The following is a 14,724-nucleotide window of genomic DNA, read 5'->3' on the forward strand; positions in this document are numbered from 1 at the left end:
AGCGTCACGTCGTCACCGGTCTGCTCTGGCCAGTGATTGACGAGGCTTGCCGTTAGTTGCAATGAGTCTTTTGCAATTATTACATGGCATCTACTGGTCCCCAGCTTGTATCCGGTAGTCTCTATAGGAGACACGAGTTCCACTTGCCCAACTCCTCCAGATGGCCAGGATCTCTCCAACGCCTTCTGCCCTGGGCCCTGTTAACCCTCGCAGCCTTCGCCTGGTGGCCCACCTTCTTGAGCCTTTCCAACCCTTCCGCCGACCAGGTCTGGGAGCGCTTTGGCCTTGGCAGTGCCTGCGTCGCTGAGCGCTTCCAGCTCGGCTGGATCGGACCGGACAGCAACCAGAATCTTGGCTCGTTTACGGGCTCGCTGCTCTCCACAGCGGCCACGGGCCTGAGTTGTCAACTCGCGCGCCACACCGACCTCGACCCGCTTCAAGCGTTCCTGATCCTCGGCTTGCTGCTCACCTTCGGCCTGTCGGCCCTGGCCTGTCGATGGTCAGGGTTTCGATCCGACACCAGCCTGATCACCGCCTTCCTGATCACCACCGCCCCCTGCGCTTTCTCCCGGGTGGGCCACCTGTCCCTGGCCACCCTCTGGGCTGTGATTCCGGGCCTGTTGGCCTGCCACGGGCTCTGGCGCTCCTTGGACAGCCCTCGAAAGCCCCTGGGTCTGGTCGGCGCTGGGGCGATCGCCGCCCTGCTCTGCCTGCCCACCCAGGACTACTACGTGTTCTTCACCCTGCTGTTGCTGTTCTGCAGCTTTGGCCTGCTGGTGGTGCTCGCCGCGACCCGAACTACAGAACTGCGGCACCTTGGAGGGATCGCCAGCCGAGGGTTGTTGTTCGCAGGGGGCTTTTTCTTGGTACTGCTGCTGCTCTACGCCCCCAAGCTGCTGTTGCTGACCCAGGCCGGCACAGGCCCGCCTCCCTTCTGGGCCACCCCCCGCTATGCGATCGAACAGTTCCAGTATGGACTGCTGCCGTTCACCTGGGTGATCCCCTCCCCCTGGGTGGCGGTGGTCCAGAAGGCTTTCGAGGACGGCGGAATCAGCACCGGCACGGAGAACTACTTCTGGTCCACGGGCAGTTTTCTGATCCCGATCGCCTGGGGGGTGGCGCTGTGGACCGTCGCTCGGGAGCGCCAACGGCCGCCCCAGGCAGGCCTACCCCTCCAGAGGGTGAGGGGGCTGGGCCACAGGGACCTGCTGTTTTTCGCGCTGCTGCTGTTCATCACCACTTTTGTGGGCTTGTTCTGGATGACCATGGGGGGACTGGGCACGCTCTTCGCCGTGGTGGTGAGCCCGGTCCTGCGCTCCTTGACCCGCTTCACGGCCTTTGAATACGGGGCTGCCGTGCTGATGCTGACGGCACTCCTCGACCGCTGCCTGAGCGCGCGGACCCTGGGCCAAGGCCCATGGGCTCTCAAGCCATGAGCACCGTTCGTCGCCAGTCCCCCGATCCACTCTGGGCCGGCTTTGGCCTGCTGGCGCTCTGGATCCTGATCGAGCTGCTCTCCAGCAGTCGCTGGCTGGAGGTCTCCACAATTCAGCAACTGCTCCAACGGCAGCAGGAAGACAAAACCCGGAACGGATCCACTCCAAGGCTGAGCGACCTTCTCGATGCGGTGCCCCTGGAGCGACGGACGGTCTGGTTTGCGCCTTACACCACCTTCCCGGAGACGGGCTTTGTCGAGAGCCGTTTGCGCCAGGGTGTCTACGATGCCTTCAAGGTCTTTCCCGACTCCGGGATCACCAGCAACTACGGGGCCTTCAAGCTCAGCCCTGCCGACAGCCTCATGGCGCAGGCTTCCAGCCTGGGCCTGAAGGCGGAAGCGGAGCTCGGCCGCCGCCTCGGCTACCGCTTCTTTGCCATCGATCTCGGCGCCATTGAGCCCTCCCAAGCGCTGATCCAGCTCTGCGTACGCACCGCTGGCTGCCGCGTGAGCAGCGAGGGGTATGCCCTTTTCCCGTTGCATGGGAGCCCTGATCCCTGGATCAACCAACTCCATCGCTTCCAAAGGCTGATCCCCGGCCTTGCCCAGATCAGCGCGGCCCCCCGCTGGGATGGGCTGGTGTTCCATCCCGACCAATGGTGGCCACCAGTTCCCAGTTCCAACCAGAAAAAGGAAACCTTCATCATCTGGGCGCGACCAAGATGGCAGGTGATGCTCTATCGCTACGACAGGAACCAGCTGCCCCAGGCAGCCCGTTCGAGCTGGGGCCAAAGCAATCAAGCGATTCTGCTCAGACTGGCGAAGGGTTTGAAAGGCGTGGATCTCTGCATCCAAAGCAAAAGCTCCACCGCTCCAGCCCAGACTCAAGGCTGCATCCCAATTGAGCTACGTTCATCGTCACCGACAAAAGACATTGGCCCTCTTCTCGGTCAGGGTACGGTCACCACCATCAAGATCCAATGGATTTATGGCCCAGAAGGCTTTCCTTATCCGCTCAGACTCCTTCCCTTGCTTCCGAACGATCTCCAACGCACATCCCCGTTCGCCATTGAGTTTCCTGCTGTTCGCTTGCATTCGAATCTCCACCATCCGTCCAGCCCCTGAAGCTCAACCTTGTCTCAGTTAGCATGCGCCTTGTCGGGTTGGTGAACTTAACACGTTGCCGACGTTCAATCCGGATCGACAGATCGACCTGGGTAAGACGCATAGGGATCTGCCCAGCGATCGCGCCGATGAAAACCCCATGAACAATGGTTTTGTGCAAATTGGCAGACAGTGAGACGCTGCAAGTCAACAAGAAAGAACTCTTTTCATTGCGAATGGCTGCATGTTCAGTTTTCATGTCTTTTGCCTTGCGCATGGCTTGCCTGCGTCTTTGGCGCTCAATAGATTGACGTTCTCGAGAGTCTTGTGTGAGCCTCGAAACATTGCCGCCATGGAGGCAGCCTTAAGAAGACACAACTTGATCCTCTTCACGTACAGATTTTCCTGATAGCTGACAACCGTGACCTCAATGCATGACAATTGTCCAGTTAACTTATGCTCAAGTTGTCGGCGATAGCCTTGAGGAGCGGTGAAGGTAACGCAGGAAGATATGTCTCAGATTGCGCAGTCCCAACAAAGCTTTGGTTCTGGCTTATCCAATCCGCCTTGTCATCTTGCTGAGCATGCCGGTTGTGATTGCAGCAAAGACGTGCTCAACTCTTGCCCGCACGCTCGATCGGACCTTGTTCCGATCCTTTGCCTCCTCGCCCAAAGGAAGACAGCGTGAACCCTTTTCATGAATTCTGCTCTCAAAACCAGCCATTTCTAGTAGATCCTCATGGCCCGCCCCTGCGTAGCCTGAATCAGCCCAGACGAGATCTTCCCGCTTCTTTGGATCTATCACCTGCGTAAGCAGCTGGCTTTCGTGAATGTTGGCTGCGGTCAATGGAGCATCTGCGGATGAAGCCGTGAGTGGCGTCAATGCAGATGCGTTCTTGTACCCGTAGTGGCTGATGCCGTTCTTTTTTGACCCAGCGAGCATCACGATCCTTCTGCCGCAGGCGCTCTGGCTCGTTGCCCCACGCTTCTGGCAGCTGGTTTCGCTTTATGGCTTCATTCTCAGTCAGCGAGTTTCTCTGTTGGTGCTTCGCAGAAGCCTTACGGCTAGGGAAAAGGGATCAGTGTGGCATCGATGAACTGCCCGTCACGGTCCTCCAGTCCCTGGGATCACAGGTGCTCCTCAAAACGTTCAGTTCGCTCATCGATGAAACTCGCCTTGCGGAACCGCTCCCGGAGGAAGGCAATGGTGGTGGCATCGGCAATAGTGTTCATCACTTCCAACCCGACAAACCACTCCTCGAATGAGTGCCAATCGTTGACCTGGAATTCCAGATCCTCAACCGCAAGCGGAAGGCTTTGCCTACGCTGAGTTCAACAGCTGTTGCAGCACGAGCATCTTGAAGAGGATGAGTGGTTCAATCCGCTTCCTGCCTGCATTGCCCTTGCGTTCATGGCTGTAACCTTTCTCCAGCAGTGGCCTGAGGGGCTCCCAGGGAATCGCCTCAGATGAGGTCGCTAAAGTGGGCCTCTTCTTAAGTATTCTGTGGTTGCGCTTCTCCTCATTCCAGAATCCACGCTCTCTCATTCAGCCGTACTGAGTTGAAGGCATTTAATGTCATCTTTAACAAGCTGTAAGGGTGTGGCGCGAGGTTTTTCGAGGAACTCTACAGTGGATTCGTTATAGGCTGCCAATGAGTTGTGTGGATTTCTAGTATTTCCTTGTTGCACCGTGAATTTCTTGATGACGACGATTGATTCGGGGTCACACCTATCTTTGTCCTGGCTTTATTAGGGAAGCAAGCATGAGCTTGATTGCAATCAATAGGCCAGCTTTCAGTAATCACGCCGAAACGCATGCTGCTAAAGTATTGAGGCAAGAAAGTCATTGATTGTCGCTTGGCCAATGTGCAGCTCAGGCGAAGAGGGCTAACAGGAGGTAAATCGACAATATTTCACCTGTATTGACGATAGTATTGCGGGATGTGAATGAAGGTTCTCGTCGGAACTTTGCTGGATCAATCCGAGTGCATGAATGCATCTATCGTATGTCCTTAAAATTGCCTGAGAGTTCTTGGGCAGACCCCTGAGATTGTGGTCTTCTTCGCGCGGCTTAGGCGCCAGGCTCCCTGAGAATCGCTTCATCTTTAGGCAGGCCAAGCGCCCGCTAAACCCCAAAAAGACCCTGGTGGCTGGGGATCTTGCTACCACCTGCTTCATCAGAAGCCGCACCAAGCAGGATCGGCTTCACGGCGAGCCAAATGGACGACACCATCTCGAAAAGCTAGAATGTGCGGGTTGATGCATCCTAAGCAATGCGTACCCGCACACAGCTGGCCTTGATCCAGAGCCTTCAGGCTCGTCGCAAGGCCACCAAAAACGCCTTCACCCTCGTCGAACTGATGATCGTGGTGGCTGTCATTGGCATTCTCTCCGCCGTGGCTCTGCCCCAGTACCTCCAGGCCCGTAACCGTGCCTCTGCCGGGGCCGCTGTTGGTGAGGCCATCGGCCTGGCGAAGGAATGTGCCGTCGGCCAGGCTGCCAAGCTGCTCGCCACCCCAAGAGGCCAAACCTGTGATGGCAGCGCTGGGCAATCTTTCACCGCTACCTGGTCAGGAGATGCCAATGGCGTGCGTTGCTTGACAGCAACTGCAGGAGCCGGAACGACCAGCTTCAACGTCGTGGCCTCCACCACCGGTGCCCTGTCCTGCTCCTGACTAAACATGGGGAAGCAGTTCTCCTTCACCTCCATGTGCTCCGCTTCGATTCCATCGAGGCGGGGCTTTTTTTCTGGCCAAAGGCTTGGTTAGGGCTCAAGATGCAGCTCACTAGATAGCCTGACGCAATCGCCCTTCGGGTGTTCATGACCAATCCCCTTGAAGCTCTTCTGGAGCAGGCTTCGGCCCTGTTTGAGCGCTCCGACTTTGAGCAGGCTGAACGGCAGATCTGTGCGGCCGTCGCCTTGGAGCCAGAGAACAGCAAAGTTCTGCATTTTGCTGCTCAGATTCTTCTGGCCCAGAACCGCAGGGAAGAGGCCATTGCCTTCTCAGAGCAGGCATTGGAGGCCGCGGAACAGCATGGCGATCGTTTGCTCGGCATCCTCCATCTGCTTGGCTCCCTTCATCTCGAATTTGGCAACGTCGATCAGGCCCAGGCCCTGGCCGCCAGGGCCGAAGGTCTCGAGCCGGAGCACCAGGGGACCCTGTTGCTGAAGGCCAATCTGCTGCGCTGCAAGGGCAATCCCGCGGGGGCCAGGGAGTGCGCTGAGCGGGCTTTCGATGGACCCTTTCGCCACATGGCTCACTTTCTTCTCGGGGAGCTGAATCTGGCCGAGTTTGCCTATGGGCCCGGTGCCGATCAGTTTGATCAGGTCGTTCAGCTTAAGCCAGAATTCAAGGAGGCCCGGCTGGCGTTGGGCCTCTGCAGGGCCCATCTAGGCGAGCGCGAGGCGGCAGAGCAGCAGTTGGCGTGGCTGGTGCGCCAAGAGGGACTATCAGCTCGTGATTTCAACCGCATCGGCAACATCCGATTGCACCTCGGCGATCATCAAGAAGCCATCCCGTTCTATGAACGTGCCGTAGAGCTAGAGCCCCTAGGCGCGTCCGGCCACTCCAACATCGCCCTGGCTCTGCACATGCAGGGGAAGCTGCAAGAGGCTATCGGTCATTACCTGTATGCCGTTCTTTGCGACGCCAATCATGCCTCTGCCCATCTGAATCTGGGCACGATACTGCTGCTGCTGGGCGACTACGCCACCGGCTGGGGCGAGTACGAATGGAGACGTGTCATAACCCCGTTTCTGGACATTACCTCCGATATCGGAGTGCCCGAAATTGCCACGGACAGAAACCTGCCAGAAACAATCATTCTCAATCATGAGATGGGTATCGGTGACTGTATTCAATTCATGCGCTACGGCAAATGGCTGCAGCAGCGAGGCCACAAGACAGTGTTGGTCTGCCCTCGAAGCATCGTTGGACTGGCGGAACGGATTGGTGGCTTTGATCGAATCGAATCCCAAACCCATCTTGAACTTAGCCCAGGTAGCACCTATGGCTGGATTCCGATCCTGAACCTTCCCAAGGTGTTTGGCATCAGCAAGGAGCGGCCCCTCCTGAACGACCCTTATCTGAGTGCTCCGGAGGATCGGATCTCCCACTGGCGCATGAGGCTCAGGAAACCTGGCCGGATGCTGGTGGGCCTGCATTGGCAGGGAAATCCAGAAGCAGAGCGCACCACCCTGCGTGGACGCTCACTGCCCCTCACCCTCTTCGCTCCTCTCGCTGAGATCCCAGGTGTCGAATTCGTTTCGTTGCAAAAGGGGCCCGGCTCAGAACAGCTCGCTATGACTTCGTTCTGTGATCGGTTCGTGTCCTGCCAGGATGAGGTTGATGCGGCTTGGGATTTTGTCGAAACCGCCGCGATTGCAGCCAGTTGTGATCTAATCATTTCCTCTGATTCGGGCCTGGCGCATCTGGCAGGAGCGATGGGTCTTCCGCTGTGGCTCTTGCTTAGCTATTTACCGGAGTGGCGTTGGGGTTTGGAAGGCGACCAAACTTGCTGGTATCCCTCTTCAAGGCTTTATCGGCAGAGTGCTCTCGGCGATTGGTTTGAAGTGATTGAACGAGTAAAGAAGGATCTGGAACTGTTATTGCTCGATTCTTTGATCGATTGAAGTTCAGCAGTATGATTTGTGGAGGCACTCATCACTCTGTAATGTTGTGTTGCCGTGAAGACCCCGAGTTATCGCATCTTTCTGCTTGACGCAGTCACGAGTCTCAGGGCACTAAAGGATAGTGATCAACTTGTATTTGACTTGACCTATGCTGACTTGAATGATCTCCAGCGAGCTAGTAGGATGGTTCGCATCAGCTTATCCATGGCGGGTTTCCTGGCGTATTCTTTAGCCAGACCATCGGTTTCAGCGCGCAGTCATTTCGGAAAAATGATAAGGTCTTTCGATGTATGCTTTGTCTTCGGGTATTATCTTCGTAGCAATAACACAATTCTGAGCAAACGTTAACGTGGAGACAGCCTCAACAGCTTGCGGTGACAAGCCTGCGATCAACATTGAATACTCTACTAAATTGCGATCACTCTGAGAAAGTAGATTGCGATTAAGATAGTCCACGGCGTGTTTCAGGATTTCTACGGCTGACCATGGCGAGTAGAGTCCAAATCGGGTTGGATAACCGTAGATATCTCCTGAGTTCCAGTAGGAGGTTTCGATGTCTTCGATGATATAAACGCCTCCTTGTTCGAGTAGTTCCTCGAATAGAATCGAAAATGAAGTGAGCTGGTGGGGTGGAAAATGGGAGCCGTCGTCGATGATCAGTGGCACGGAGTGCAGAATTGATTGCATGGATTTTTCCATGGCTCCTAGATCCGACTGATCGACTTTTAAGACCGTGTACCCTTCGCCTTCGAGGCTCACGTCCCGATCAAGGCAATACACATGAGCCGATGGAAAGAGGCTTTTCCAAAAGATAATGCTGTTACCTTGTCCATAACCAATTTCAACAATTCCGAACTCCCTTTTCCTTTGCCTCAAGGGTGCCAGGAATTGTGGATAAAAGCGATGATAACCATGATGAAGAACCTTGTCCGTACCTGATTCGGCCCCGGCCAGCCGAAACTTTTCTGCATCGAATGGATTTTTCCTTTTCGAGCCGGTCATAGGATATGAGGCAGTAAGTTCGATGTTGACAGTCTTTTGTTTGCCTCACTTCCCTAGGTTGAGGAACGTAAACCATTGATTTCTCCACATGATAGGTCACCTCGTCAGCTCCTCACCACCACTCACCCAGCTCTCCAGACCTTCCCCGAGAAACGACAGCCCCAGCACCAGCACAAACATCGCCAGCCCCGGGAACAGCGCCGTCCACCAGATGCCCGTGGGCAGCGCCGTGAGCGCCTGCTGCAGGTCGCTGCCCCATTCCGGGATCGACTCGGGCAAGCCCAGCCCCAGGAAGCCCAGGCCCCCCAGGATCAGCACCGCATCGGCGGCATTGAGCGTGAGCAGCACGGGTACCGAGGTGATCACGTTGCGCAGCAGGTACCGCCGCAGGATCCAGAGCGGCCCCGCCCCCAGCGACTGGGCCGCTTCGATGTAGAGCTCCGCCTTCACCTGGGCCGATTGGTTGCGCACCACCCGGAAGTACTGGGGCACGTAGACCACGCACAGCGCCGCCGCCGCGTTGGGCAGCCCTCGTCCGAGCAAGAAGGCCAGCACCACCGAAAGCAGCAACACCGGCAGGGTGTAAAGGGTGTCCATCAGCAACACCAGCACCCGGTCCACCGGGCCCCCCAGGTAGCCGCTCAGCATTCCCAGCGGCACCCCGATCACCAGCGCCAGCACCAGGGCCAGGGCCACCACCTGCAGAGCCACCCCGCTGCCGCTGAGGGTGCGCACGCCCACATCCCGCCCGAGCCGGTCCGTGCCGCACCAATGGGCCCAGGTGGGGGAGGCGTTGATCGGGTTCTCCAGGCCGGCATTGGGATCCGGCAGGGCGCCCAGGTGCACCAGCAGTGGCGTCAGCAAGGCCACCAGGCCATAGAGCACCACGATCAGCGTGCCCCAGCGGGCCAGGCGGCCGGAGAGCGATCGGCCTCCGCTGGGGGCCAGCCACTGGCGCATCGACTGTGGGATCAAGCCGTTGGCGGCAAGACGCCGGCAGAGCTGCGGCTAGCGTATCGGCTGCAGAGCTGCGCGTCTCCACCGCTCTCCACCCCGCCCAGCCCCGAGTGATCGACGCGACGGAACCCAAGGCCCAGGTGCTGGTCGTTGATGACGACCCACGGCTGCGCGCCCTCCTCTGCGGGGAGCTGGGGGTGGAGGGTTACGGAGTCAGCGAGGCTGTCGATGGCCAATCGGCCCTGATCCACCTGCGCGCGGCGCCCACGGACCTGATCCTGCTGGATTGGACCTTGCCCGACTTCAGCGGCGTCGAGATCTGCCGGCGCATGCGCTCCAGTGGCGTGTTCACGCCGATCCTGATGCTCACCGGCCGCGACGAGGTGCGTGATCGCGTCGAGGCGCTCGATTCCGGCGCCGATGACTTCCTGCTCAAACCCTTCTCGATCGAGGAGCTGCTGGCACGGGTGCGGGCCCAGCTGCGCCGCGCCGGCTATGCCCAGGCCGCCGCCAACCGCGACCGCCTGGAGCTGGCGGATCTCTCGGTGATCCTCTCCACCCGCGACGTGAGCCGTGGCGGACGGCCGATCCAGCTTTCGGTGCGCGAATACGACCTGCTTGTCTGCCTGCTCAGACGCTGCAACAGCGTCGTGGACCGGGAATCGATCCTGCGGGAGGTGTGGGGCGAGAACCACTTCGGCGACGACAACCTGCTGGATGTTTACATCCGCTACCTGCGCAAAAAGATTGAGGCCTCCGGCCAACCCACCTTGATCCAGACCGTGCGTGGCGTGGGCTTCATGCTGCGCGAGGGGGAGACCCGCAGCTGAGCGTTAAGGCAACTCTCAGGTGAACGCCTGCCAGCCCTCAGTCAAGCTCCTGGACAACGGGTCAGAGTAGTGAGAAGGGCTTAAACTCAATAGAAGGATCGTGCATGTCGTGCTGCACCCAGGCCAAGATTCACGTGGCGATCGTCGATGACGACCCACGGTTGAGGGATCTCCTGGCCCTGGAGCTGATGGATCTGGGCTGCACGACTGAGGTTTACGGCTCGGCCGAGGCCCTGCTGGAGTGCGCCGAGACCGCCCGTTTCGAACTGGTGCTGCTGGATCTGGTGATGCCAGGGCTCGATGGCCTCGCAGCCCTCAAGCGCTTGCGGGGCCGGGGCCATCAGGGGCGGATCGTGATCATCAGTTCCCTCTGGACCCTCGGCCGCTGGCAGCAGTTGATGGCCGGTGGCGCCAACGACTACATCGTCAAGACCAGCCTGATCGCCCAGCTGCCTGATCTCCTCGCCGCCCTCAGGCCTTGCCCGGAGTCGAAGCCGGCGCTCCAGAGCGCTTGAGCGTCAGCCTGAAATCGGCCCCACCCCCGGGGGCATCCGCCACCGACACCGATCCGCCCATGCCGCGCATGAGCGTGTCGACCACCGCCAGCCCGATGCCACTGCCCGCCGTCTCGCCCGCGCTGGTGCCGCGCTTGAACCGCTCGAAGATCGACGGCTTGTCCGCATCAGACACCCCAGGGCCCTGATCAACCACGTGCAGCATCAGATCCTCGGGGGTGACGCCGAGGCGCAGGGTGATCGGTGTGGGGGCCGGGGCGTACTTGAGGGCGTTCTCGATCAGATTGGCCAGGCACTGCTCCAGGCGCTTGGCATCACCCATGGCCAGGTGGTTGGGACCCTCCGCCCCCGAGCCCGCCCCCGGGTCCAGCTTCAGCCGATCGCCGGCATGGCGCTGGAGGCGATCGCACACATGGGTGAGGCAGTCAAAGGGATCAATCGCCATGATCTCCAGGCGCAACTTGCCGGCATCACTGCGGGCCAGATCCAGCAGATCGGTGACCAGATGGGCCATTCTCTGGGATTCGGCCTCAATGAAGCCCAGCTGCTGCTGCTGCTCCGCATCGAGGGCCACCGAACCGCGGCGCAGGCGGCTGGCGTAGCCGCCGATCAAGGTGATCGGTGTGCGCAGTTCGTGGGACACCCCATTGACGAACGAACGCTGGCGCTCCCAGGAATGGTTGAGACGATCAAGCAGGGCGTTGAAGGCCGAGGCGATCGGCACCAACTCGGGCGGCTGACGCTCCAGCGGGATGCGCTGCTGCCCCAGGCTCTCGGTGCTGACCCCCTCCAGGCGATCGGAGAGGGTTTCCAGCGGCCTGAGGCCATTGCGAATGATCGGACGCAGCAGCAGTCCGGTGAACAGGGTGGCCAGCCCAGCCGTGGCGAGCAGCAGCAACTGTGCCGTGCGCTCCTGCTCGGCATTGACACTGAAATCCTCGATGAAGCGCAGCTGGGCGGGGCTCCCCTGCAGTTGGATCGGCAGACTGCTGGTGACGTAGACGTTGCTGCCAAGCTGGAACTCCCGGGGTGTCGCTTGGCTTTGCGCTTTGGTATCGGCGACTGAAATCAGTTTGTTGAGAGGAGCCGAGAGCGCAAAGCTGCCATCCGGTTGGGGAAGTTTGTAGGTTTTTCCTTCCTCCAGGCCCACCCAGACCAGCAGACCGGGTGTGACGATCTGAGTGAGCACCTGTTGCAGCCCCGCCGCCCCCTTGTGGGTGGCTCGACCATTCAGCAATTGCTCACGGACGCGGCCCACCATCTGCTCATGGGCCTGGACGCGGGCCTGGGAGGAAAGGCTCTTGTTGACCAGAAACAAGACGCCATAGCCGGCCAGCACAGCCAACAGAGTGGAGGTGAGAAGCCTGCGGCGGATCGACGCGGGTCTGCGGGAACTTGAGGTCTCCCCAGACTGTGTTGTCCGATGGCGAGATTTCAGGGGCCAAAGCGACAGACGCATCCTCAATACCTGGGTGGATCTGAAGTTCCCCGTCCACCTTAATGGCTAGTTTTTGCTGGTGAGCCAACGCCTTTCCCATGCGGCAGCTGGAGTCCGTTGCCTGTGATCGCGCTCAAGCTGACGGAAGGAGATCCGTGTCAAGGGTTGAAGGGAGAGGCCGCTTGCCGATTCGCGTGATTTCGGTCTATGCCGATGTCACGGTCGAGACCCTGGCCTGGGCGGGTTCTGGCGCGGCGAGGATGCGCTCAGCACGTGATTTGAACCATGACATTCCCCCAGGGGAACAGAACAGGGACCAGGCAACTTCGTCCTTCTTCATGACAAACGCCCAGCGTCTTGTCAGCCATCCTCAGGCGGCACGTCTGATCGGCCCCATCAACCCTGAGCACCCGTCAGGGGAGGGGCGTGGGGCGCCGAACATCGAGGGCAGCCTGGCGGGATCCTTGGCCCCATTCCTGGGAGGCCCCGAATCCAACCCCTGCCGAATCAGGCGCTTCGGGGGGTGAACCAGCTGGGCCTTCTTCAACGCGGGAGCGCGCCCAGGCGACGCAGCATGGGCAGGCGCCCCTGGCTGAAGCGCTCGGAGAGCTCCTGCAAACGGGCGAGCTGATCATCTGGTCCAAGGATGGGCTGACGGTCGGGCCCCAGCAGATTCACCCCCAGGCTTGAGAGCTCCATCAAAACGCAGCTGGCGAGCATGGCGCCCTCGAGCCCCTGGGCGGAGGCCTGGTGCAGCAGATGCTCCACCAGCGAGTGTTCGGTGCACGTGCCGACCTGGGGCAGCACCAGATAGCCGCAGGACTTGCCGAGCGCGAGGGCCTCCCCCAGCTGCCGGTTCACCCGTTGGGCCCCGGGGGCCGCCTTGCGCGCGGCTTTGCCCCGATCAAGGGCAATCCTGCCGTCGTTCAGGAGCAGCGTGATGATCAAGAGCAGATCCCCCACGGGCTGGGCGCTGCGCTGCTGAAGGGTCTGCAGGGTCTGGGGCCCGGAGGCCAAGACTTCCTCCACCAGGGCATAGACGGCCGGATCACCCACCACCTGGCCAAAACTGGTGGCGAAGACATAGGGGTTTTCAACGGCCTGGTCAGAGCCAGGCGCTGGATCCCTGCGGCGCTCCAGCGCCTGCAGGCTGAGGGCCGCAAGCCAGCGATCGGCTTCCAGGCGGGTCAGCGGTGAGCGCCCCTTGACGAAGAGATCGCGGCGAAACGCTTTGTTCGTGGCCAGATCGAGCAGGGTCTGGCGCATCAGCGGATTGGTCTCCTGGAGGATCAAGGCGTGGAACGAAGGGGCCAGCAGCTCGTCGAACTGCTCCGGCAAGGTGGCACTGCCGAGATGGCTGAACTTGTGCTCGGCGCAACGGCGATGGAAATCAGCCACGTAGAGAGGCGCCCAGCCCTCGTTGGCATACTCGCCGCAGAGGTAGTCGGGGTTTTCCTTGGCGATCCAGTCGAGTTCGGCCCGCAGCCCCGGCAGGGCATGACCCAGGAGGCCAGGGGCCTCCGCCTCTCCCAGCAGCGTGCCCATCGACGCGAGTGCAGCGCCGAAGGAGGCGCCGGGCTGGGCAGGATCGCCCCGTTCACTCTCCAGCCAGAACAACTTCTGAAAGGTGGTGCGCGCCAGCCAGCCGGGGTAGGTGTTGTAGGAGCAATAGAAAATTCCGCCCGGCCGCAGGGCGGCGGCGGCCACAGCCAGCAGCGCCTCCTGCACCGCTGCGCCCACCCAGGTGACAATGCCATGGGCGGCCACGTAGTCGAAGGGGCCCGCGGCCCCGGGCCGCAGGCCGAGGGGGGAGGGATCGCGTTGGAGCTCAAGAAAATCCGCCTCGAGCACGGTGACATTGCCCAGGCCCAGGCGCTCGATCAGCCCCATGGACTGGCTGATGTGATCGGGATGGAAATCCACCCCCAGAAAGCTGCCCTCGGGATAGGCGGCCGCCAGCAGGCAGAGGCCTAGGCCCGTACCGGAGCCCAGCTCCAGGTAACGAAACGGGACCCCTTCATGGGCGCGGGGGGGCGTGTGCCCCTTGAGCAGCGCGGCGAAATCAAGCCAGTTGGGCGCCAGTTCCCGGTAAAAGCCGCTGGTATAAGGCGAATTGGAGTAATACCCATGGTCCCAGGCTGCCGCCATTCAAAGGAATTGATTGCCCTTGGTGCTGAAACGCGTGGTGCGGTTGCAGGTCGCCGCCGGGCAGGAGGCCGCATTCGGAATCGTGAAGGTGAGCGCCAGGGCCACTGAACGACAATCGGCCGACACGGTGGGTGTGAAAGCGGAGACATTGTCCACCAGCACGGCGCCAGTGACATTGGTGGCGGTGTCCAGCCGACCGGAGGGCAGAATCGCCGGCCCGTCGCGCAGCAGCTGGGTCCCGGTGAGGTAGTAGCGAATGGTCTGATAGCTGAACGTGCCAGCGGCGTTGAGCACCGGCACCCGCACGCGGATGTCGGTGCCGGCTGTACCCGGACAGGTGCCCGTCGAGGGAGGATTGCAGCTGGCGGGATTGCTGCCGGATTGGAGCGCGCAACCCTCGCCAATTTCGGTGTTCAGCAGAAAGCTCAGCCGGGAGAAACTGCGATCGGCCTGGGAGGCCCAGATGCGGTTATTGGAGGCATTGGTATAGCTGACCATTAAGCGGGCGACCCCCAGGATGGCCACCGCGCCAATGGCCACACCGATCAACAACTCGGTGAGGGTGAAAGCCGCGACCGGCAACGCGGGACCCCTTCGGTGAACCTGGTCGGGCCGCCGCCTCGGCCAGGGGCGACTCCCAGGGGCAACAGGGACCAAGTGCC

General features: G+C 60.4%; 13 protein-coding genes. 6 read left to right on the forward strand and 7 right to left on the reverse strand.

Translation table 11 applies throughout. The features are described from left to right. Positions 1 to 236 precede the first annotated feature (236 nt). Both KBY88_RS02995 and KBY88_RS03000 read left to right on the forward strand, forming a co-directional pair. On the forward strand, positions 237 to 1,436 hold the full coding sequence (locus KBY88_RS02995; protein WP_254938386.1) for a hypothetical protein: 1,200 nt from the start codon (positions 237 to 239) through the stop codon (positions 1,434 to 1,436). Then, positions 1,433 to 2,560 (forward strand): hypothetical protein, encoded by a 1,128-nt coding sequence (locus tag KBY88_RS03000; protein WP_254938387.1) that lies wholly within the window; start codon positions 1,433 to 1,435, stop codon positions 2,558 to 2,560. Before KBY88_RS02995 ends, KBY88_RS03000 begins: the two co-directional genes overlap by 4 nt. 532 nt (positions 2,561 to 3,092) lie before the next feature. On the opposite strand, the gene KBY88_RS03005 is transcribed toward KBY88_RS03000, so the two are convergent. Beyond that, complete coding sequence (locus KBY88_RS03005; RefSeq protein WP_254938388.1) at positions 3,093 to 3,482, reverse strand: transposase; 390 nt, start codon at positions 3,480 to 3,482, stop codon at positions 3,093 to 3,095. 378 nt (positions 3,483 to 3,860) lie between these two features. Next, positions 3,861 to 4,085, reverse strand: coding sequence for a transposase (locus KBY88_RS16370; RefSeq protein WP_514130634.1), 225 nt, complete (start codon positions 4,083 to 4,085; stop codon positions 3,861 to 3,863). A 727-nt stretch (positions 4,086 to 4,812) separates the two neighbouring features. Between KBY88_RS16370 and KBY88_RS16105 the strand changes: the two genes are divergently transcribed. Together KBY88_RS16105 and KBY88_RS03015 are read left to right on the forward strand one after the other, a co-directional pair. Beyond that, positions 4,813 to 5,214 carry a type IV pilin protein gene (locus KBY88_RS16105; protein WP_315858085.1) on the forward strand — a complete coding sequence of 134 codons (402 nt, stop codon included), beginning with the start codon at positions 4,813 to 4,815 and terminating at the stop codon, positions 5,212 to 5,214. 146 nt (positions 5,215 to 5,360) lie between these two features. Continuing rightward, positions 5,361 to 7,172, forward strand: a complete 1,812-nt coding sequence (locus KBY88_RS03015) for a tetratricopeptide repeat protein (RefSeq protein ID WP_254938389.1) — start codon at positions 5,361 to 5,363, stop codon at positions 7,170 to 7,172. 246 nt (positions 7,173 to 7,418) lie between these two features. Here KBY88_RS03015 and KBY88_RS03020 read toward each other — a convergent pair whose 3' ends face one another. Together KBY88_RS03020 and KBY88_RS03025 are read right to left on the reverse strand one after the other, a co-directional pair. Next, entirely contained in the window at positions 7,419 to 8,174 is a 756-nt protein-coding gene (locus KBY88_RS03020) for a hypothetical protein (RefSeq protein WP_254938390.1), read from the reverse strand. Between the two features lie 96 nt (positions 8,175 to 8,270). Continuing rightward, a complete protein-coding gene (locus KBY88_RS03025) occupies positions 8,271 to 9,134 on the reverse strand; it encodes an ABC transporter permease (protein ID WP_254938391.1) in 864 nt (287 codons plus the stop codon). A gap of 107 nt (positions 9,135 to 9,241) precedes the next feature. On the opposite strand from KBY88_RS03025, the gene KBY88_RS03030 reads away from it, so the two are divergent. Beyond that, positions 9,242 to 9,961, forward strand: a complete 720-nt coding sequence (locus tag KBY88_RS03030) for a response regulator transcription factor (protein WP_254938392.1) — start codon at positions 9,242 to 9,244, stop codon at positions 9,959 to 9,961. Positions 9,962 to 10,065: 104 nt separating this feature from the next. Next, positions 10,066 to 10,476, forward strand: a complete 411-nt coding sequence (locus KBY88_RS03035) for a response regulator transcription factor (protein WP_254938393.1) — start codon at positions 10,066 to 10,068, stop codon at positions 10,474 to 10,476. Here the strand turns inward: KBY88_RS03035 and KBY88_RS03040 are convergent. The 3 genes from KBY88_RS03040 to KBY88_RS03050 form a co-directional block, all read right to left on the reverse strand. Continuing rightward, entirely contained in the window at positions 10,433 to 11,815 is a 1,383-nt protein-coding gene (locus KBY88_RS03040) for a sensor histidine kinase (RefSeq protein ID WP_254938514.1), read from the reverse strand. The two genes, KBY88_RS03035 and KBY88_RS03040, sit on opposite strands and share 44 nt — an antisense overlap. A 642-nt stretch (positions 11,816 to 12,457) precedes the next feature. Then, positions 12,458 to 14,062 carry a class I SAM-dependent methyltransferase gene (locus tag KBY88_RS03045; RefSeq protein ID WP_254938394.1) on the reverse strand — a complete coding sequence of 535 codons (1,605 nt, stop codon included), beginning with the start codon at positions 14,060 to 14,062 and terminating at the stop codon, positions 12,458 to 12,460. Further along, on the reverse strand, positions 14,063 to 14,644 hold the full coding sequence (locus KBY88_RS03050; RefSeq protein ID WP_254938395.1) for a hypothetical protein: 582 nt from the start codon (positions 14,642 to 14,644) through the stop codon (positions 14,063 to 14,065). Positions 14,645 to 14,724 lie beyond the last annotated feature (80 nt).

Origin of the sequence: Cyanobium sp. Morenito 9A2 (assembly GCF_024345575.1) — a bacterium.
GTDB lineage: Bacteria > Cyanobacteriota > Cyanobacteriia > PCC-6307 > Cyanobiaceae > ATX-6F1.